The sequence below is a fragment of the Salmonella sp. GDC200615 genome, assembly GCF_050574145.1.
GTDB classification, from domain to species: domain Bacteria; phylum Pseudomonadota; class Gammaproteobacteria; order Enterobacterales; family Enterobacteriaceae; genus Salmonella; species Salmonella enterica.
Window position 1 is genome coordinate 1,638,743 of sequence record NZ_CP192247.1, and the last position, 20,372, is coordinate 1,659,114.

19 protein-coding genes and 1 pseudogene are annotated in these 20,372 nt (G+C 54.3%); 14 read left to right on the plus strand and 6 right to left on the minus strand.

The genetic code is table 11. The annotated features are described in order from the left end of the window. Positions 1-3: 3 nt before the first annotated feature. Entirely contained in the window at positions 4-1,197 is a 1,194-nt protein-coding gene (locus ACQ29O_RS07605) for a 3-hydroxybenzoate 6-monooxygenase (protein WP_000150102.1), read from the plus strand. 108 nt (positions 1,198-1,305) lie between these two features. Continuing rightward, complete coding sequence (gene dusC, locus ACQ29O_RS07610) at positions 1,306-2,244, plus strand: tRNA dihydrouridine(16) synthase DusC (protein WP_001264837.1); 939 nt, start codon at positions 1,306-1,308, stop codon at positions 2,242-2,244. 57 nt (positions 2,245-2,301) lie between these two features. Here the strand turns inward: dusC and yohP are convergent, their stop codons facing one another. Further along, complete coding sequence (gene yohP, locus ACQ29O_RS07615) at positions 2,302-2,385, minus strand: small membrane protein YohP (RefSeq protein WP_000698460.1); 84 nt, start codon at positions 2,383-2,385, stop codon at positions 2,302-2,304. A gap of 317 nt (positions 2,386-2,702) precedes the next feature. On the opposite strand from yohP, the gene mdtQ reads away from it, so the two are divergent. Together mdtQ and ACQ29O_RS07625 are read left to right on the plus strand one after the other, a co-directional pair. Then, entirely contained in the window at positions 2,703-4,139 is a 1,437-nt protein-coding gene (gene mdtQ / locus ACQ29O_RS07620; RefSeq protein ID WP_001081453.1) for a multidrug resistance outer membrane protein MdtQ, read from the plus strand. A 65-nt stretch (positions 4,140-4,204) separates the two neighbouring features. Then, entirely contained in the window at positions 4,205-4,966 is a 762-nt protein-coding gene (locus tag ACQ29O_RS07625; RefSeq protein ID WP_000169608.1) for an SDR family oxidoreductase, read from the plus strand. 48 nt (positions 4,967-5,014) lie between these two features. Here the strand turns inward: ACQ29O_RS07625 and ACQ29O_RS07630 are convergent, their stop codons facing one another. Then, positions 5,015-5,584, minus strand: coding sequence for a DedA family protein (locus tag ACQ29O_RS07630; RefSeq protein WP_001523476.1), 570 nt, complete (start codon positions 5,582-5,584; stop codon positions 5,015-5,017). Positions 5,585-5,742: 158 nt separating this feature from the next. Between ACQ29O_RS07630 and ACQ29O_RS07635 the strand changes: the two genes are divergently transcribed. Together ACQ29O_RS07635 and pbpG are read left to right on the plus strand one after the other, a co-directional pair. Further along, positions 5,743-6,330, plus strand: coding sequence for a Yip1 family protein (locus tag ACQ29O_RS07635; protein ID WP_001017057.1), 588 nt, complete (start codon positions 5,743-5,745; stop codon positions 6,328-6,330). A 165-nt stretch (positions 6,331-6,495) separates the two neighbouring features. Then, positions 6,496-7,443, plus strand: coding sequence for a D-alanyl-D-alanine endopeptidase (gene pbpG, locus ACQ29O_RS07640; RefSeq protein WP_000911557.1), 948 nt, complete (start codon positions 6,496-6,498; stop codon positions 7,441-7,443). A 58-nt stretch (positions 7,444-7,501) separates the two neighbouring features. Here pbpG and dld read toward each other — a convergent pair whose 3' ends face one another. After that, positions 7,502-9,232, minus strand: a complete 1,731-nt coding sequence (dld, locus tag ACQ29O_RS07645) for a D-lactate dehydrogenase (protein WP_000095232.1) — start codon at positions 9,230-9,232, stop codon at positions 7,502-7,504. 266 nt (positions 9,233-9,498) lie between these two features. Here dld and bglX point away from each other — a divergent pair, with 266 nt between their 5' ends. The 5 genes and pseudogenes from bglX to ACQ29O_RS07670 all read left to right on the plus strand — a co-directional run bounded on the left by bglX (position 9,499) and on the right by ACQ29O_RS07670 (position 15,722). Continuing rightward, positions 9,499-11,796, plus strand: a complete 2,298-nt coding sequence (bglX, locus tag ACQ29O_RS07650) for a beta-glucosidase BglX (protein ID WP_000871547.1) — start codon at positions 9,499-9,501, stop codon at positions 11,794-11,796. A gap of 180 nt (positions 11,797-11,976) precedes the next feature. Continuing rightward, positions 11,977-12,894, plus strand: coding sequence for a glycine betaine ABC transporter substrate-binding protein OsmF (osmF, locus tag ACQ29O_RS07655; protein WP_020936902.1), 918 nt, complete (start codon positions 11,977-11,979; stop codon positions 12,892-12,894). A gap of 3 nt (positions 12,895-12,897) precedes the next feature. Beyond that, positions 12,898-14,067 carry an ABC transporter permease gene (locus ACQ29O_RS07660; protein ID WP_001278123.1) on the plus strand — a complete coding sequence of 390 codons (1,170 nt, stop codon included), beginning with the start codon at positions 12,898-12,900 and terminating at the stop codon, positions 14,065-14,067. Continuing rightward, on the plus strand, positions 14,060-15,007 hold the full coding sequence (locus tag ACQ29O_RS07665; protein WP_000569175.1) for an ABC transporter ATP-binding protein: 948 nt from the start codon (positions 14,060-14,062) through the stop codon (positions 15,005-15,007). The genes ACQ29O_RS07660 and ACQ29O_RS07665 overlap by 8 nt, the downstream gene beginning before the upstream one ends. Then, positions 14,991-15,722 (plus strand): annotated as a pseudogene (locus ACQ29O_RS07670) (ABC transporter permease). Before ACQ29O_RS07665 ends, ACQ29O_RS07670 begins: the two are co-directional and overlap by 17 nt. On the opposite strand, the gene ACQ29O_RS07675 reads toward ACQ29O_RS07670, so the two are convergent. Both ACQ29O_RS07675 and mlrA read right to left on the minus strand, forming a co-directional pair. Beyond that, a complete protein-coding gene (locus ACQ29O_RS07675) occupies positions 15,703-15,810 on the minus strand; it encodes a protein YohO (RefSeq protein ID WP_001261696.1) in 108 nt (35 codons plus the stop codon). The pseudogene ACQ29O_RS07670 and the gene ACQ29O_RS07675 overlap by 20 nt on opposite strands. 59 nt (positions 15,811-15,869) lie before the next feature. Next, positions 15,870-16,601, minus strand: coding sequence for an HTH-type transcriptional regulator MlrA (gene mlrA, locus ACQ29O_RS07680; RefSeq protein WP_001240413.1), 732 nt, complete (start codon positions 16,599-16,601; stop codon positions 15,870-15,872). A 222-nt stretch (positions 16,602-16,823) separates the two neighbouring features. On the opposite strand from mlrA, the gene ACQ29O_RS07685 reads away from it, so the two are divergent. From ACQ29O_RS07685 to ACQ29O_RS07695, 3 genes are read left to right on the plus strand one after another with little or no spacing between them, the layout of a single operon-like run. Continuing rightward, complete coding sequence (locus ACQ29O_RS07685) at positions 16,824-18,509, plus strand: sensor histidine kinase (RefSeq protein ID WP_000272845.1); 1,686 nt, start codon at positions 16,824-16,826, stop codon at positions 18,507-18,509. Beyond that, a complete protein-coding gene (btsR, locus tag ACQ29O_RS07690; protein WP_000598636.1) occupies positions 18,506-19,225 on the plus strand; it encodes a two-component system response regulator BtsR in 720 nt (239 codons plus the stop codon). The genes ACQ29O_RS07685 and btsR overlap by 4 nt, the downstream gene beginning before the upstream one ends. A gap of 46 nt (positions 19,226-19,271) precedes the next feature. After that, entirely contained in the window at positions 19,272-19,739 is a 468-nt protein-coding gene (locus ACQ29O_RS07695) for a DUF1456 family protein (RefSeq protein WP_000950414.1), read from the plus strand. A gap of 56 nt (positions 19,740-19,795) precedes the next feature. On the opposite strand, the gene ACQ29O_RS07700 is transcribed toward ACQ29O_RS07695, so the two are convergent. Then, positions 19,796-20,326: a YehR family lipoprotein gene (locus tag ACQ29O_RS07700; protein WP_001197951.1), complete on the minus strand. Its 531-nt coding sequence runs from the start codon at positions 20,324-20,326 to the stop codon at positions 19,796-19,798. Between the last annotated feature and the right edge of the window lie 46 nt (positions 20,327-20,372).

Sequence of the window (20,372 nt, forward strand, 5' to 3'; positions counted from 1 at the left end):
ACCATGACTCACGTGACAAGCGCAATTATTGTAGGTGGCGGAATTGGCGGCGCGGCGACCGCGCTGTCCCTGGCGCGCCAGGGAATAAAAGTCATGCTGTTGGAAAAAGCGCACGAAATTGGCGAGATTGGCGCGGGTATTCAGCTTGGGCCGAACGCTTTTTCGGCGCTGGATAGTCTCGGTGTGGGCGATGTTGCCCGCCAGCGTGCGGTGTTTACCGATCACATTACCATGATGGATGCCGTGAATGCCGAAGAAGTGGTATGCATTGAAACCGGACAGGCGTTCCGCGACCATTTTGGCGGGCCGTATGCGGTAATTCACCGGGTAGATATTCATGCAACGGTATGGGAAGCGGTGCTGACGCACCCTGGCGTGGAGTATCGTACCTCGACCCATATTGTCGATATCCGCCAGACGCCGGATGACGTTACGGTGTTTGATGAGCAGGGAAATAGCTGGACGGCGGATATTCTCGTGGGCTGCGACGGCGTTAAATCGGTCGTGCGGCAAAGTTTACTCGGCGATGCGCCGCGCGTAACGGGGCATGTAGTTTATCGGGCGGTGATTGATTGCGACGATATGCCGGACGATTTACGTATTAACGCACCGGTGCTGTGGGCAGGCCCGCATTGTCACCTGGTCCATTATCCGCTCCGTGGAGGTCAACAGTACAATCTGGTGGTGACATTCCACAGCCGCCAGCAAGAAGAGTGGGGCGTGAAAGACGGCAGTAAAGAAGAGGTGCTCTCTTATTTTGCCGGCATTCATCCCCGCCCGCGCCAGATGCTGGATAAGCCGACCTCCTGGCGCCGCTGGTCGACCGCCGATCGCGAGCCGGTCGCGAAATGGGGAACCGAGCGTATCACTCTGGTGGGCGACGCCGCGCATCCGGTGGCGCAATATATGGCCCAGGGCGCCTGTATGGCGCTGGAAGACGCCGTCACGCTGGGCAAAGCGCTGGAACGCTGCGACGGCGACGCGCAGCAGGCATTTGCGCTGTATGAGTCGGTGCGTATTCCCCGCACGGCGCGTATCGTCTGGTCTACCCGCGAGATGGGACGTCTCTATCACGCCGCCGGGGTGGAGCGTCAGGTGCGTAATCTGCTGTGGAAAGGGAAATTGCAGGAGGCGTTTTATCGCGGTATCGAATGGCTGTACGGCTGGAAAGAAGATAACTGTCTTGAGCCGCGTTGAGCGCCTTACGTGACGTAGCGTAGCGTTTGCGCCGCCACCCGGCAAAAAGTTTTGCTCATCGCAGAGAGGCGTTATGATAGCGCCTCTTTTTTTGCTGTGGATACCGATATGCGTGTTTTACTGGCGCCGATGGAAGGCGTGCTCGACGCGTTAGTGCGCGAGCTGCTGACCGAAGTGAATGATTACGATCTCTGCATCACCGAATTTGTGCGCGTGGTGGATCAGCTGCTGCCGGTAAAAGTGTTTCATCGCATCTGCCCGGAGTTGCATCACGCCAGCCGCACGCCGTCCGGCACGCCGGTGCGTATTCAGCTTCTGGGCCAGCATCCGCAGTGGCTGGCGGAAAACGCCGCGCGGGCGACGGCGTTGGGATCGTATGGCGTGGACCTGAACTGCGGCTGTCCGTCAAAAGTGGTGAACGGCAGCGGCGGCGGCGCGACATTGCTCAAAGATCCCGAACTCATCTATCAGGGCGCGAAAGCGATGCGGGCCGCGGTACCGTCGCATCTGCCGGTGACGGTAAAAGTGCGTCTCGGCTGGGATAGCGGCGATAGAAAATTTGAAATCGCCGATGCGGTGCAGCAGGCCGGCGCCAGTGAACTGGTGGTGCATGGTCGTACCAAAGCGCAGGGCTACCGCGCCGAGCATATCGACTGGCAGGCGATCGGCGAAATACGCCAGCGTTTGACTATTCCGGTTATCGCGAATGGCGAAATCTGGGACTGGCAGAGCGCGCAGGCATGTATGGCGACCAGCGGCTGCGATGCGGTGATGATTGGCCGTGGGGCGTTAAATATTCCTAACCTGAGTCGGGTGGTGAAGTATAACGAACCGCGTATGCCGTGGCCGGAAGTGGTGACGTTATTACAAAAATATACCCGACTGGAAAAGCAGGGCGATACCGGTTTATACCATGTCGCGCGTATTAAACAGTGGTTGGGATATTTACGTAAGGAATATATTGAGGCGATAGAACTTTTTCAGTCGATTCGGGCGTTAAACCGTTCGTCCGAGATTGCGCGGGCGATTCAGGCTATTAAAATCTAATCTCTACAGCGTCCAGAACGTGTGCCGGGCAGATACTATCGCTGCCCGGCGCAGGAATCAGAAAATCATCTTAAACACGCCCGTTACCACCAACAGCCCAATCAGAAAAATAATTAAGATTGCCCATAGAAGAATTTTCATTGTTTGTCCCTTTATTGGTAAATACAAACAAAGTATAGGAAAGTATTAAGCCATCTGCTGCCTTGTTGGGCGCGGCGACGTTTAACTCATGAAGGCTGCTGGCGCGTATTGCAGCAAAATCGTTCATTTATGAACGGGTTAGTGGGACTTTTCATTGAAGTATTACATCAAAAAATGTATCAGATGAAATTATTTGCTAATCATATAAATTTCAAAATATGTCTTTTGTTGTCTGATGATGTATTGCCACGCGTAACTAAAAAATAGATCGCCGTAAGACGTACTCTCTGCGCACCTTTTTTTATCAGAACACCTCCATGAATCGTAATTCTTTCCTTGCCGCGACAGCGAGCTTACCGCTTTTTATTTTGCTGGCGGGTTGCGCCCCCATGCACGATACCCGCCAGTCGCTGACCCAGCAGACGCCCTCTTCTCATGTTGATTCCAGCCTGCCGGCGGCATTGAAAAACGGTTGGCCGGATAGCCAGTGGTGGAAGGCGTATCACGATGCGCAGCTTGACGCGCTGATCGATAATGCCATACAGCATTCGCCGGATATGCAGGTGGCTGAACAGCGTATTCAACTGGCGGAAGCGCAGGCGAAAGCGGTTGAGGCGCAGGACGGCCCGCAGCTCGACTTTTCTGCCGACATTGAGCGCCAGCGAATGTCCGCGGAAGGGCTGATGGGGCCATTCGCGATTACCGACCCCGCGGCGGGAACGACCGGGCCGTGGTATACCAACGGTACATTCGGCCTGACGGCGGGCTGGGATCTGGATTTATGGGGGAAAAACCGCGCTGAAGTTACCGCGCGGATCGGGGCGGTCAAAGCGCGCGAAGCGGAGCAGGAGCAGACCCGACAATTGCTGGCAAGCGGCGTGGCGCGACTCTACTGGGAGTGGCAAACACAGGCAGCGCTGAAAAATGTGCTGATGCAAATCGAGCATGAGCAGCAAAACGTGGTGGCGGTAAACCGGGAGTTGTATCAACACGGTATTACTTCTTCTGTTGAAGGGGTCGAGACCGATATCGACGCCAGCAAAACCCAGCAGCAGTTGAATGACGTTAACGGTAAAATGAAGGTTATTGAAGCGCGGCTCAGCGCGTTAACCAATACGCAATCGGCGGCGCTCAAGCTGCGTCAGGTGAGTCTCCCCGCCGTTGAAAGCCAGTTACCGTCGCAACTGGGGTATTCGTTGCTGGCGCGCCGGGCGGATCTACAGGCCGCGCACTGGTACATTGAATCCTCGTTGAGCAGCATTGACGCCGCGAAGGCCGCGTTTTATCCCGATATCAATCTGATGGCTTTTTTACAGCAGGATGCGTTACATCTGAGCGATCTGTTCCGCCATTCCGCACAGCAATATGGCATTACCGGCGGGCTGACGCTGCCGATTTTCGACAGCGGCAGGCTGAATGCCAACCTCGATATCGCCAAAGCGCAAAGCAACCTTTCTATCGCCAACTACAACAAAGCGGTGGTAGATGCGGTTAATGATGTGGCGCGCGCCGCCAGTCAGGTAGAGACGCTGGCGCAGAAAAATCAGCATCAGCAGCAGATTGAGCATGACGCGCAGCGTGTGGTCGGTCTGGCGCAAGCGCGCTTTAATGCCGGCATTATTGCGGGTTCCCGCGTGAGCGAGGCCAAAATCCCGGCACTGCGCGAGCAGTGTAACGGCTTGCTGTTGCAGGGCCAGTGGCTGGATGCCTCTATTCAGCTTACCAGCGCGCTGGGCGGCGGTTATCATTCCTGATTTTTCCGGATGATTCAGACAGGGTTCCTATACTTAGGCTGTGTATGAATCATCCGGAGAGGAATATGACCAAAGTCGCAATTGTAACGGCATCAGATTCGGGAATTGGCAAAGCGTGTGCGTTGTTATTAGCACAAAACGGTTTTGATATTGGTATCACCTGGCATTCCGATGAACGCGGCGCGCAGGAGACGGCGAAAAAAGCGGCGCAGTTTGGTGTGCGGGCAGAGACCATTCATCTTGACCTGAGCCAGTTACCCGAGGGCGCGCAGGCCATTGAACATCTTATCCAGCGCCTGGGGCGCGTTGACGTGCTGGTCAATAATGCCGGGGCGATGACCAAATCCGCGTTTATTGATATGCCGTTTACGCAGTGGCGGCAAATTTTTACCGTGGATGTCGATGGCGCGTTTCTCTGCGCGCAGATCGCCGCCCGGCATATGATTAAACAAGGAGAGGGAGGGCGCATTATCAACATCACCTCCGTCCATGAGCATACGCCGCTTCCGCAAGCCAGCGCCTATACCGCGGCGAAACATGCGTTGGGGGGATTGACTAAATCCATGGCGCTGGAACTGATTGAGCATCATATTTTGGTCAACGCCGTCGCGCCAGGCGCTATCGCCACGCCGATGAATGATATGGATGACAGCGACATTGAGCCGGGATCGGAACCCTCGATCCCTATCGCCCGACCGGGTTCTACGCATGAAATAGCCAGCCTCGTCGCCTGGCTGTGTTCGGAAGGAGCAAGCTATACCACCGGTCAGTCGCTGATTGTCGACGGCGGGTTTATGCTGGCGAATCCGCAATTCAACGCCAAATAAACGCCGGGTGCCGGATGGCGGCGTTATGCCATCCGGATACCATCGGGTTTAACGGGCCTCCGCTTTGCCGCGTCTTTTCAGCCACCAGCGCACGCCCACCACCAGGACGATGGCCAGAATCAGCCAGACCCCGTGCCTGAGATGCTGATCGAGGTCGTGCAGCCATGGCGCGATCACCTCGCCGCCAAGATATCCCAGCGTGGTAAACAGCAGCGCCCAGATCAGCGCGCCTACAATATTCAGCGGCAGAAAAATTTTAGGCGGCAGGCGGCTGGCGCCAATCAGCAGCGGGCCAACCACCCGGAAGCCGTACATAAAACGCGTGCCGATCACAAACAGATACGGATGGCGTTGGATCATTTTCTGCGCGCGACGAATCTTCGTATGATAACGCGGGAAACGACGCAGGATCTTCCCGCCATAGCATCGTCCTAACAGGTAAAGTAGCTGATCGCCCATCATCCCTCCCAGCGCGACGGCCGCCGCCACCAGCGGAAACTTGAGTAATCCCTGATGCGCCGCGACGCCCCCCAACAGGGTAACGGTTTCACCTTCGGCCATACTGCCTATAACCAGCGCCGCATAGCCATAATGCGTAATAAGCGTGTTGATATCCATGCGTAAACCACCTCCGGCATTAAGCATACACCCTGGCAAGAGGCGTGCGCGGCAAAGCCGACGTTTTGCCGGAGACTATTTTGCCATTGTTCATAAAATAACCAGAAACTGAATTATACTTGAACATACTGGCATCTGAGGCAGCAGAAGGGGGCAGTATGAACCATGTATGGGGGCTTTTTTCCCATCCCGATCGGGAAATGCAGGTGATCAAAAGCGAAAACGAAACCGTTTCGCATCACTATACGCACCATGTTTTGCTGATGGCGGCGATTCCCGTCGTCTGCGCCTTTATCGGCACGACGCAAATCGGCTGGAATTTTGGCGACGGCAACGTGTTACAACTCTCGCTGTTTACCGCTTTTGCGCTGGCGGTCTTGTTCTACGGCGTGATGCTGGCGGGCGTCGCGGTGATGGGACGCGTCATCTGGTGGATGGCGCGAAACTATCCGCAACGGCCATCGCTTGCGCGCTGTATGGTTTTTGCCGGCTATGTCGCGACGCCGCTGTTTTTAAGTGGTCTGGTGGCGCTCTATCCCCTGGTATGGCTATGCGCACTGGTCGGCGCTGTCGCGCTCTTTTACACCGGCTATTTGCTGTATTTGGGTATTCCGACTTTCCTTAACATTAATAGAGAGGAAGGATTAAGCTTCTCCAGTTCGACGCTCGCTATCGGCGTACTGGTCCTGGAGGTGCTACTGGCGATCACCGTGATCCTGTGGGGATACGGCTACCGCCTGTTCTGATGCGAAAAAGGGCTGGCGCAAAAGCCAGCAATGCAGCATTTGCTGACGATTCTTCTGTAGCGGCAACGCTGGCGTGCCGCTATGATGCCACTGCTAGCTTGAGTATAATCTTAGCTCAGGCGGTGTGCGTTACGACGTGCGTGAATCATTATCAGAAATCTCATCATGCTGAAATTCCGAGCTTCATTCCTGAGCCTTGCTCTGATGTTGGCCGTTCCTTTTGCCCCGCAGGCTGTGTCGAAAACGGCAGCGACAACCGCGGCGTCTCAACCTGAGATTGCCTCCGGTAGCGCAATGATTGTTGATCTCAACACCAATAAAGTGATCTATTCGAACCACCCGGATCTGGTGCGTCCGATTGCCTCGATAACCAAATTAATGACAGCGATGGTCGTGCTCGACGCGCGATTGCCGCTGGATGAAATACTGAAGGTCGATATCAGCCAGACGCCGGAAATGAAAGGGGTTTACTCCCGCGTGCGCCTGAACAGCGAAATTAGCCGCAAAAATATGTTGCTGCTGGCGTTGATGTCATCCGAAAACCGTGCGGCGGCAAGCCTGGCGCACTATTATCCTGGCGGTTATAACGCGTTTATTAAAGCGATGAATGCGAAGGCGAAAGCGCTGGGCATGACGCATACCCGCTTCGTTGAGCCGACGGGGCTGTCGATTCATAACGTCTCGACCGCGCGGGATTTAACAAAATTGCTGATTGCCACGAAGCAATACCCGCTGATTGGCCAGCTAAGCACCACGCGCGAAGACATGGCGACATTCTCGCATCCGGCGTATACGCTGCCGTTTCGCAATACCAACCATTTGGTCTACCGTGATAACTGGAATATCCAGTTAACGAAAACCGGCTTTACTAATGCGGCGGGGCATTGCCTGGTGATGCGTACCGTGATCAATAACAAACCGGTCGCGCTGGTGGTCATGGACGCGTTCGGCAAATATACTCACTTTGCGGACGCCAGTCGCCTGCGTACATGGATTGAAACCGGTAAAGTCATGCCCGTTCCGGCTGCCGCGCTGAGCTATAAAAAGCAAAAAGCCGCGCAAATGGCGGCAGCCAGCGCCAGCGCCGGAGCGCAAACCGCACAGAACGATTAAGTCGCCGCAGGCCCGGCAGGCATCGCGCCGCCGGGCATTCACGGTAAACCACTCGGTGTTAATGCGTTTCGTCGGGCGTATTTTCCTGCCAGAATTTCCGCTTACTCGTTTTGCCGATACCGGGGTTCATACTGTTGGTTGGGTCATTTTGCCGATAAAAACGCGTCAGCGTTTCCGGCGCTTTATACAGATGTCCAACGTTGTGCTCCGCCGGGTATTGTGCCCCCCGCGCCTGCAACAGCTCCAGCATTTGCGCTTTCAGCGCGTGGACGTCGACGCCTTTCTTCACGATATAGTCCTGATGAAAAACGTGGCACATAAAGTGGCCGTAATAGAGTTTATGTACCAGTTGGCTGTCGATTTCCGGCGGCAGATGCTCGAACCAGTCGGTATCGTTGCGGCGCAGAGCGATATCCAGCGCCAGGATATCTTCCACTTCATCAGCGTGTACGGCCTGATAACGAATCGCCGCGCCAGCAGCGGCGAAGCGGTGCAGGAAGGCTTTGCTGCCTTCTTCCGGCGTACAGGTGAAGAAACCGCCCTCAGCGGATTTAAAAAATTCATTCAGCCAGCGTTGCGCTTCTGCGACGCCGTCTCCCGCCATTTTTAACAGCAGATGATGCTCATATTTATCGCGCCAGTTTTTCATTCGCGGCGGCAGATGGCTGGGAAACAGATGGCCGAATTTCTGCATCGCGCGGTCGGTGAAATGCGGACGGAAAAATTTTACTTTTTCCAGCATCGCATCGGTTCGGCCTTTTAGCGTGAAAAAGAATGGCATCTTGTCGGTGCCGAGTTTATCGATCATCAGAAAGGTATCTTTACCGTACTGCTCCGCAATATCGTAGATATCGCGATGCATATATTCTCCCGCCACTGGCAGATTGTCGAAGTTCGCCAGAATATGCCGACGGATTTCAGTCAGTACCGCGGGCTGATTGGTGCCGATATAAAAAACCTGCTGATTTTTTTCCGCTGCAAAGGTATCAAGGCGAACGGCAAAAACCGCCAGTTTTCCGGCGCAGCCGGAAGATTCAAACAAACGGTCCGGGTCGGCGTTATAGCGGGCGGGCGTATCGGCGTTGATATCTCGTACCCGCGTCACGTAGTCGTGATCGTGCGCATGACGACCATCGTGGCGCACATCCTCATCTTTAATCCGTTCGTCATCCAGCTTGCTCAGGATCTGCTCCGGCGTATGCCCAAGATCGATACCCAGATGATTGACCAGTTGCAGTTTGCCTTGGTCGTCAATACGGGCAAAAAGCGACATCTCGGTATAGGCCGGGCCGCGCTGCACCAGCGAGCCGCCGGAGTTATTACAGATACCGCCGATGACCGACGCGCCGATGCACGACGAACCAATCACCGAGTGCGGTTCACGGCCCAGCGGTTTAAGCGCTTTTTCCAGCGCATAGAGCGTCGTACCGGGCCAGGCCAGAACCTGTTGGCCGTTATCCAGTAAGTGCAGCTTATCCAGTCGCTGGGTGCTGATAATCACAATATCGCGATCGTAGTCGTTGCCGTTCGGCGTGGAGCCTTCCGTCAGACCGGTGTTGGCGGCCTGCATCAGAATAATTTTGTCAGCGTTAACGCAGGCGTTGAGCACGCGCCACAGTTCCAGTAACGAACCCGGGAAAACAACGGCCAGCGCGTCGCCCTGACCGGAACGGAAACCCTTGCGATAGCGGGCGGTTTTGGCGGGGTCTGTCAGCAGGTGAGAATGGCCTACCAGGCGGGCCAGCTCATTCAGGAACGTTTTATTATCAGTCATTGTTATGGAAGACATTCTCCACTCCTTGTGGTGGGACAAAATATCAGCGTTAAGCATAGCGCTTGGTATGACAATACGCTTTCTCATTCAAATTGTCTCTGTGTTGGTGGTATTCATTTGCCGCCTTGATACCATTTGCTGGCGGTTGCGTATTCGACTGTGTGGAAAATTAGGAGAATAACCTTCGCTTTCTTCTCCTCTCGCGTTTAGGCTTATGGCAAACTGCGGTTTTTATTCTGTTTTTACCGCCTCGTCGGGATAAAGATAAAGAGAGACTCAACATGAAATGGTTATGTTCAGTAGGTGTTGCTGTGAGTCTGGCGATGCAGCCAGCATTGGCGGAAAACCTGTTTGGCAATCACCCGCTGACGCCCGAAGCGCGCGACGCGTTCGTCACGGATTTACTCAAGAAAATGACTGTCGATGAAAAAATTGGTCAGTTACGTCTGATTAGCGTCGGCCCTGATAACCCGAAAGAAGCGATTCGCGAGATGATCAAAGACGGGCAGGTAGGGGCGATTTTCAATACCGTCACCCGCCAGGATATCCGTCAAATGCAGGATCAGGTGATGGCATTGAGCCGCCTGAAAATTCCTCTCTTTTTTGCCTATGACGTGGTACACGGCCAGCGAACCGTCTTCCCGATAAGCCTCGGTCTGGCTTCTTCTTTTAATCTGGATGCGGTAAGAACCGTAGGACGCGTATCGGCGTATGAAGCGGCGGACGACGGTCTGAATATGACCTGGGCGCCGATGGTGGATGTCTCCCGCGATCCGCGTTGGGGACGTGCCTCCGAAGGCTTTGGCGAAGATACATATTTAACCTCTATCATGGGCGAAACCATGGTGAAAGCGATGCAGGGCAAAAGCCCGGCGGACCGCTATTCGGTGATGACCAGCGTGAAACATTTTGCCGCCTATGGCGCCGTTGAAGGCGGTAAAGAATACAACACCGTGGATATGAGTTCCCAGCGTCTGTTTAATGACTACATGCCGCCGTACAAAGCGGGGCTGGATGCGGGGAGCGGCGCGGTGATGGTGGCGCTGAACTCGCTGAACGGCACGCCAGCGACGTCAGACTCCTGGCTATTGAAAGATGTCCTGCGCGATGAGTGGGGCTTTAAGGGAATTACCGTTTCCGACCACGGCGCTATTAAAGAACTGATTAAACACGGTACCGCGGCCGACCCGGAAGATGCGGTGCGCGTGGCGCTAAAGGCAGGGGTGGATATGAGCATGGCGGATGAGTATTACAGCAAATATCTGCCGGGTCTGATTAAGTCGGGCAAAGTGACGATGGCGGAACTGGACGACGCGACGCGCCATGTGCTCAACGTAAAATATGACATGGGATTGTTTAACGACCCCTATAGCCATCTGGGACCGAAAGAGAGCGACCCGGTGGACACCAATGCCGAAAGCCGCCTGCATCGTAAAGAGGCACGGGAAGTGGCGCGGGAAAGTGTGGTACTGCTGAAAAACCGGCTGGAAACGCTGCCGCTGAAAAAATCGGGCACCATTGCCGTTGTTGGGCCGCTGGCCGACAGTCAACGTGATGTAATGGGAAGCTGGTCTGCTGCTGGGGTCGCGAATCAGTCAGTGACGGTGCTGGCGGGTATTCAAAATGCCGTCGACGACGGGGCGAAGATCCTCTATGCCAAAGGGGCGAATATCACTAACGATAAAGATATCGTCGATTTCTTAAACCTGCATGAAGAGGCGGTGAAAATCGATCCGCGCTCACCGCAGGCGATGATTGATGAGGCGGTGCAGGCGGCGAAACAGGCCAATGTAGTGGTCGCAGTGGTAGGCGAGTCGCAGGGGATGGCGCATGAAGCCTCCAGTCGTACCAATATCACCATTCCGCAGAGTCAGCGCGACTTAATCACCGCTCTGAAAGCCACCGGTAAGCCGCTGGTACTGGTATTAATGAACGGCAGACCGCTGGCGCTGGTAAAAGAAGATCAACAGGCCGATGCGATTCTGGAGACCTGGTTTGCCGGGACGGAAGGCGGCAACGCCATTGCCGATGTGCTGTTTGGCGATTACAACCCGTCAGGCAAACTGCCGATCTCCTTCCCGCGTTCGGTGGGACAAATTCCGGTCTATTACAGCCATCTCAATACGGGACGCCCGTATAATCCTGAAAAGCCAAACAAATACACCTCACGCTATTTTGACGAAGCGAATGGCCCGCTCTATCCGTTTGGTTACGGTCTGAGCTACACCACATTTACGGTGTCTGACGTCACGCTCTCCTCACCGACAATGCAACGCGACGGCAAAGTCACGGCCAGCGTAGAGGTCACGAACACCGGTAAACGCGAAGGGGCCACGGTCATCCAGATGTACTTACAGGATGTCACGGCGTCGATGAGCCGCCCGGTGAAGCAATTAAAAGGCTTTGAAAAAATCACCCTCAAGCCCGGCGAACGTAAAACCGTGAGTTTCCCGATTGATATCGAGGCGTTGAAGTTCTGGAATCAGCAGATGAAATATGACGCGGAACCCGGCAAGTTCAACGTCTTTATCGGCGTGGATTCCGCTCGCGTTAAACAAGGATCGTTCGAGCTACTGTAAGCCTGCCGTCAACAGGGCGCGATAGCTGCGCCCTGTCTGGCAATGACTTTTTCTGTCCCCCCTTTTATTGCCTGCCACGTCACTTAAACTGCCGGAAAATCCCAGGTTAAACGCAGACTTTTCAACTATGCTTTTTTCTCAAGTCTCTGAAAAAGGCCGTAAAAGGATGAGGAAAGCATCATGACGATCTCAAAGCTATGGGTAAGTTCGCTGGCGTTGCTGGCGACGGTGAGTTTACCTCTACAGGCGGCATCGCCCGTGACGGTCGGGTCAAAGATTGATACCGAAGGCGCACTGCTCGGCAACATGATTTTGCAGGTACTGGAAAGCCACGGCGTTAAAACGGTCAATAAAATTCAGCTCGGGACGACGCCAGTCGTTCGTGGCGCGATTACCGCCGGAGAGCTGGATATCTATCCGGAATACACCGGTAACGGGGCGTTCTTTTTTAAAGATGAAAACGATCCGGCATGGAAAAATGCAAAGCAAGGCTTTGAGAAAGTCAAAAAACTGGATGCGGAGCAGAATAAGCTAGTCTGGTTGACGCCTGCGCCGGCAAATAACACCTGGACCATCGCGGTACGCCAGGACATCGCGGAAAAAAATAAACTCTCCTCGCTTGCCGATCTCAGCCGTTATCTGAAAGAGGGCGGCACTTTTAAACTGGCGGCGTCTGCGGAATTTATCGAACGGGCGGATGCGCTGCCGGCATTTGAAAAAGCCTATGATTTTACCTTGAATCAGAACCAGCTCTTGTCGCTGGCGGGCGGCGATACGGCGGTCACGATCAAAGCCGCCGCGCAACAAACATCCGGCGTTAACGCCGCGATGGCGTATGGCAACGACGGCCCTGTCGCCGCGCTGGGTCTGCAAACCCTGAGCGACCCGAAAGGCGTCCAGCCTATCTATGCGCCCGCGCCGGTAGTGCATGAATCGGTGTTACAGGCCTATCCGCAGATAGCCGACTGGCTGCAGCCCGTTTTCGCCAGCCTTGATGAGAAAACGCTGCAACAGTTGAACGCCAGAATCGCCGTAGAAGGGCTGGATGCGAAAAAAGTCGCCGCAGATTACCTCCGACAAAAAGGGTGGGTGAAGTAATCTGTGAGTGATGCTGCCAAAAAAATCACGGTTAATCGTGTGCTGTTGCTGTTGGTTGTTCTGACCCTGCTTGCTGTCGCGCTGCCTTTCATTAATTACGCCCCGAATCGTCTGGTGAGCGGCGAGGGGCGCCAGTTATGGGAGATCTGGCCGGCGACCATCTGGATGCTGACTGGCGCGGGATGCGCGCTGTTTACGTTGTGCTTTGTACCCGGTAAACGCGGTAGCGTACTGACGCTGATGATGGCGCAGACGCTTTTTATTGTCATGCTGTGGGGAGTCGGCAGGGTGGCGACCCAATTGGCGCAGGAGGGCAGCCCGCTGGCGCGTACCAGTCTGGGAAGTGGATTGTGGCTGGGCCTCGGTCTGATGCTGCTGGCCTGTAGCGATGCGATCCGCCGTATTACCACTGGGCCGCTGTGGCGCTGGTTGCTGCACGCGCAAATTGTCATTGTCCCGCTGGTGCTGCTGTTTTCAGGCACGTTCGACAACCTCTCGCTTCTGAAAGAGTATACCAACCGCCAGGATGTTTTCGATGCCGCGCTGGTGCAACATTTGATGTTACTGGCGGGCACGGTGCTGCCGGCGTTGGCGATCGGACTACCGTTGGGCGTCTGGTGTTATTTTTCCGCCTCACGCCAGGGGCCGGTGTTTACCGTGCTGAATGTGATCCAGACTATCCCTTCCGTCGCGCTGTTTGGCCTGCTGATTGCGCCGTTGGCCGGGCTGGTGAAACAGTTTCCGTGGCTTGCCGAATTCGGCGTCGCGGGAACCGGCATGACGCCTGCACTGATAGCGCTGGTGCTCTATGCGTTATTGCCGCTGGTGCGCGGCGTGGTCGCCGGGCTCAATCAGGTGCCGCGCGATGTGCTGGAGAGCGCAAGAGCAATGGGAATGAGTAGCGGCCAGCGCTTCAGGCATGTGCAACTGCCGCTGGCGCTGCCGGTCTTTTTACGTAGCCTGCGGGTAGTAATGGTTCAGACAGTGGGAATGGCCGTCGTCGCCGCGCTGATTGGCGCGGGAGGTTTCGGCGCGCTGGTGTTTCAGGGGCTATTGAGCAGCGCCATTGATTTAGTCCTGTTGGGCGTCATTCCGGTGATTGCGCTGGCGGTAGTGATCGACGCGCTGTTTGATTTATGGATCGCGTTTTTGAAGGGAGCAACCGATGATTGAATTTAACCATGTCAGTAAAACCTTCGGCGATCAACAGGCTGTTAGCGACCTCAATTTGCACTTTAGCGAAGGCAGCTTTTCGGTGTTAATTGGCACCTCCGGTTCGGGAAAATCGACCACTCTGAAGATGATTAACCGGCTGGTAGAGCATGATAGCGGAACGATCCGTTTTGCCGGGGAAGAGATCCGCAGCCTGTCGGTGCTTGAACTGCGCCGTCGCATGGGCTATGCCATTCAGTCTATCGGTCTTTTTCCCCACTGGACGGTGGCGCAAAATATCGCCACCGTACCGCAACTACAAAAGTGGTCGTGTGCGCGGATTAACGATCGTATTGATGAACTGATGGCATTATTGGGTCTGGAAAGCGCGCTGCGCGATCGTTATCCGCATCAGCTTTCCGGCGGGCAACAGCAGCGGGTCGGCGTTGCGAGGGCGCTGGCTGCCGATCCGCAGGTATTGCTGATGGACGAGCCTTTCGGCGCGCTTGATCCGGTAACGCGCGGCGCATTGCAGCAGGAGATGACCCGCATTCATCAGCTACTGGGGCGCACCATCGTACTGGTGACGCACGACATCGACGAGGCGCTACGCCTCGCCGACCATCTGGTGCTGATGGACGGGGGCAATGTTATCCAACAGGGATCGCCACTTTCTATGCTGACCTCGCCGGAAAATGATTTCGTGCAGGCGTTTTTTGGCCGCAGCGAGCTGGGCGTAAGGCTGCTTTCGTTACGTAGCGTAGGCGATTATGTACGTCGGCATGAACAGCTCAGCGGCGACGCGCTGGTGGAAGAGATGACGCTACGCGATGCGCTATCGATGTTTGTCGCCCGTCGGTGCGACGTCCTGCCGGTGGCGAATCAGCAGGGCGAGCCCTGCGGTACGCTCCATTTCCGCGATCTACTTTCGGAGACGTCCCCCTGTGAAACGACTGTGTGATCCGCTTCTCTGGCTTATTGTTCTGTTCTTGCTTCTGCTGTTTGGATTGCCTTATAGCCAGCCGTTCTTCGCCGCGCTGTTTCCCGATTTACCGCGCCCGGTCTACCAATAGGAGAGTTTTGCCGCCCTCGCGCTCGCCCATTTCTGGTTGGTGGGCATCTCAAGTCTGTTTGCCGTCGTGGTGGGCGTCGGCGCAGGGATTGCGGTCACGCGAGAAAGTGGGAAGGAGTTTCGTCCCCTGGTGGAGACTATCGCCGCCGTCGGGCAGACCTTTCCCCCGGTCGCGGTACTGGCGATCGCGGTACCCGTCATGGGTTTTGGTCAGCAACCAGCCATTATCGCCTTGATCCTGTATGGAGTGTTGCCCATCCTGCAGGCGACCCTGGCCGGGCTGGGCGCGGTGCCTGCCAGCGTGATGAGCGTTGCCAGCGGTATGGGAATGAGCCGTCGCCAACAGTTGTATCAGGTTGAACTGCCGCTGGCCGCGCCGGTGATTCTGGCGGGCATCCGAACCTCGGTGATTATCAATATTGGTACGGCGACCATCGCTTCAACAGTGGGGGCCAGTACGTTAGGCACGCCGATCATTATCGGGCTTAGCGGCTTTAATACGGCCTATGTTATCCAGGGGGCGCTGCTGGTGGCGCTGGCGGCGATCATTATCGATCGCCTGTTTGAAAGGCTGACGCGCGCGCTTACCCGGCACGCAAAATAAAACTGTAACCTGCCAGCATCACGCCGCCGATACCGCCAATAGCCATCAGCAGGAAAAGGGCGATCACCCCGATTTTCGCTACGCGCATTATGTACTCCTTATGTTAATAAAAGGAGTATACATTAAAGCGAATTTGTTAGCTGCTGTTTAAACGCCAAGGGGATGAATGTCGCGTCCCTGGGCGCGCCATGCCAGGAGTTGCTGCTGCTGCGCCAGCGTCTGGTTTTCTCCGCACCATACCAGTAACGTCTTGCCGTCAAACAGTTCCGGGCGGAACTGGCTAAGCGAATGCGCCAGCACGTCGATTCGCCATCCCTGTTGGCTGGCGACCCAACCTTCCAGCCACAGGCGGGTGGTATCATGGATATTCCAGCCGATCACCAACGCATCTTTTCCCTGTTTCTTACGCGCAGACGCCAGGCAGAGCGCAATATAGTTGATCAGGATACCGTCAAGAATGCCGAGCAGCGCCTGAAGGGCAGGTTGTTGGCACTGTAATCGTCGCCGCAGCGGGGCGAACAGGTTAGTGGTCAATGTTTGGGCTGGATAATCCTGACCGCGTTCTTTGACCCATAACCGTAAACTGTGCAGATTACTGCTTTGCAGGTAGTGCAGCAGGATCTCCTGCTGTTCGCGCCAGCCGTTAGGTTGTTCGCTACTGTCGCTACTGAGCAGCACTTTGACTTTGCTGACCTGGACGCCGTTATCTATCCAGCGCTTGATTTCGCGGATTCTGTCGATATCGGCATCGTTAAACAGACGATGACCGCCATCCGTTCGCTGTGGTTTTAAAAGTCCATAACGTCTCTGCCACGCGCGCAACGTGACAGGATTGATATCACAAAGCAAGGCCACTTCACCAATTGTGTAAAGCGCCATCGTTTCACCCTTGCTCGCGAGGTCCCGGTTTAACTTTAGACGCTCTTTTACGAACCAGGAAGTTTTGCCTGTTTTTTATGCATTAAAACGCGAAGTAGCGGGTTGCGGCGGGGTGTTTAAGTGATCGTATTCACGAATTCATATTTTTATGCAACAGTTCAAAGAAAGTTAATCGTACTCAATGTATGTTACGCGCTTTTAATTGAAGTGTGGTTTGCGGGTATGTACGAGTTTAATCTGGTGTTGCTGCTGCTTCAGCAGATGTGCGTGTTTCTGGTCATTGCGTGGCTAATGAGTAAAACGCGTCTGTTCATCCCGCTTATGCAGGTCACGGTTCGTCTGCCGCACAAGCTTCTGTGTTACGTCACGTTTTCTATCTTCTGCATCATGGGCACTTATTTTGGGCTGCATATCGAAGATTCGATTGCCAATACCCGCGCAATTGGCGCGGTGATGGGCGGCCTACTCGGCGGGCCGGTCGTCGGCGGGCTGGTCGGTCTGACCGGTGGGTTACATCGGTATTCTATGGGCGGCATGACGGCGCTGAGCTGTATGATTTCCACCATCGTCGAAGGGCTGCTGGGCGGGTTGGTACACAGCGTTCTCATACGTCGCGGACGCCCGGACAAAGTGTTTAGCCCGCTGACGGCGGGAGCAATTACGTGTATTGCCGAACTGGTGCAGATGCTGATTATTTTACTGATAGCCAGGCCGTTTGACGATGCCTTGCATCTGGTCAGTAATATTGCCGCGCCGATGATGGTGACGAATACCGTTGGCGCCGCGCTGTTCATGCGTATTTTGCTCGATAAGCGCGCCATGTTCGAAAAATATACTTCGGCATTTTCTGCTACCGCGCTGAAGGTCGCCGCGTCAACGGAGGGGATTCTGCGTCAGGGATTTAACGAAGTGAACAGTATGAAGGTGGCGCAGGTGTTATATCAGGAGCTGGATATTGGCGCCGTCGCCATCACCGATCGCGAAAAACTGCTGGCTTTTACTGGTATTGGCGACGATCACCATCTACCGGGCAAACCCATTTCATCAGGTTATACGCTGAAAGCAATTGAAACCGGAGAGGTGGTTTATGCCGATGGCAACGAAGTGCCGTATCGCTGTTCGCTACACCCGCAGTGTAAACTCGGCTCGACGCTGGTGATCCCGCTGCGTGGCGAAAATCAGCGAGTCATGGGCACCATTAAATTGTACGAAGCGAAAAACCGGCTGTTTAGCTCAATTAACCGCACCCTGGGAGAGGGTATTGCGCAGCTTTTATCCGCGCAGATCCTGGCCGGGCAGTATGAACGGCAGAAGGCGTTGCTGACGCAGTCAGAGATCAAGCTGTTGCACGCGCAGGTGAACCCGCATTTTCTGTTTAACGCGCTCAATACCATTAAAGCGGTGATTCGCCGCGACAGCGAACAGGCCAGCCAACTGGTGCAGTACTTGTCGACCTTTTTTCGCAAAAATTTAAAACGCCCGTCGGAAATCGTCACGCTGGCGGATGAAATTGAACACGTAAACGCTTATCTGCAAATTGAAAAAGCGCGTTTTCAGTCGCGTCTGCAGGTACAGCTTGATGTTCCATCGACGCTTTCACGTCAGAAATTGCCTGCGTTTACATTACAGCCGATTGTTGAGAACGCCATTAAACATGGCACGTCGCAACTGCTTGATACCGGCAACGTCGCTATTCGCGCCCGGCGCGAAGGGCAGCATTTGATGTTAGATATTGAGGATAATGCGGGACTGTATCAGCCTTCCGCCGGCAGTAGCGGGCTGGGGATGAGTCTGGTTGATAAACGTCTGCGCGAACACTTTGGCGATGATTATGGTATTAGCGTGGCCTGCGAGCCGGACTGTTTTACCCGAATTACATTACGACTTCCACTGGAGGAGGACGCATGATTAAAGTGCTGATTGTGGATGATGAGCCGTTAGCGCGGGAAAATCTGCGGATTTTGCTCCAGGGGCAGGATGACATTGAGATTGTGGGAGAGTGCGCGAACGCGGTAGAAGCGATTGGCGCGGTACATAAGTTGCGACCTGATGTGCTGTTTCTGGATATTCAGATGCCGCGTATCAGTGGACTGGAGATGGTAGGAATGCTTGATCCGGAACACCGCCCGTATATCGTTTTTTTAACCGCGTTTGACGAATACGCCATCAAAGCCTTTGAAGAACACGCTTTTGATTATCTGCTCAAGCCGATAGAGGAGAAACGGCTGGAAAAAACGTTACATCGTCTGCGTCAGGAGCGCAGTAAACAGGATGTTTCGTTGTTGCCGGAAAACCAGCAGGCGCTTAAATTCATTCCCTGTACCGGACACAGCCGGATCTATTTGTTGCAAATGGATGATGTCGCCTTTGTCAGTAGCCGTATGAGCGGCGTTTATGTGACCAGCAGTGAAGGGAAAGAGGGGTTTACCGAGCTGACGCTGCGCACGCTGGAAAGCCGGACGCCGCTACTGCGTTGTCATTGTCAGTTTCTGGTGAATATGGCCCATTTGCAGGAAATTCGGCTGGAGGATAATGGGCAGGCAGAGCTGATTTTACGCAACGGCCTGACGGTGCCGGTAAGCCGTCGCTATCTGAAAAGTTTAAAAGAGGCGATTGGCCTGTAAAAGACTGTTAGAATATCGTTTTGCCATAGAAACGACCGAAGGCCTCATGCTGAGTAACGATATTCTGCGTAGCGTGCGCTACATTTTAAAAGCTAATAATACCGATCTGGCGCGTATCCTGGCGCTGGGTAACGTTGATGCTACGCCGGAGCAGATAGCAATCTGGTTGCGCAAAGAAGAGGAAGAGGGGTTTCAGCGTTGCCCGGATATCGTGTTGTCCTCATTTCTCAATGGCCTCATTTATGAAAAACGCGGCAAAGATGAGGCGGCGCCTGCATTGACGGCGGAACGTCGTATCAACAACAATATTGTGCTGAAAAAGCTGCGTATTGCCTTTTCGCTAAAAACAGATGATATCCTGGCGATACTTACCGGTCAGTTGTTTCGTGTCTCAATGTCAGAGATCACCGCGATGATGCGCGCGCCGGACCATAAGAACTTCCGCGAATGCGGCGATCAGTTTATGCGTTATTTTCTGCGCGGTCTGGCGGCCCGTGAACACGCGGCGAAGTAATTCTGCGGTATTGTTCCCGGCAGCGTCCTGTCTGACCGGGAAAACGCATTATTATACTAATTGATTCTATGATACCCGCTCTCTTCCAACAGTTTCTGCGAGCGAATCATTGACAGATAGTACGCGGAACAGTTGTCAATTGATGATCCTGGCAATTTACAGAGGTCGCTTATTTTTGCCTGGGTAAAATCAATATCCACATATTCCGTAGCATAGCTATCATAATAGTCGATTCGTTCAGTCAAACCCGGCATACCCTGATAAGCTTCGCCGACTTGACTCAGCATTTTTTGTGCTTCTTCTTTATTATTGGCTTTCAGGGTCTTATAAAGTAGTTTATGTTCAGATATTTGACGTAAAACGATATCCCCTTTGTAGTAATAGGTTAACTTGATTTCAATACCGTTGAGATTACCTACATAGCGTTGTGTTTCCTCTGACTCTTTGCTAGCGGCTATCTTCTTGATAAACGCTGTCATGTTATTTTGCTTTCCCTGGAGAGTATCGTTTTTCTGATCGCAGCCAGTTATGCTAACCGATAGAGAGAGCGCGAATAGTGGCAGTGCCATAAGACGTAGAACCTGCATAACAATTCCTTGTCGTTAAGTATTGGTGTGGCCAGGAATTCAGGGA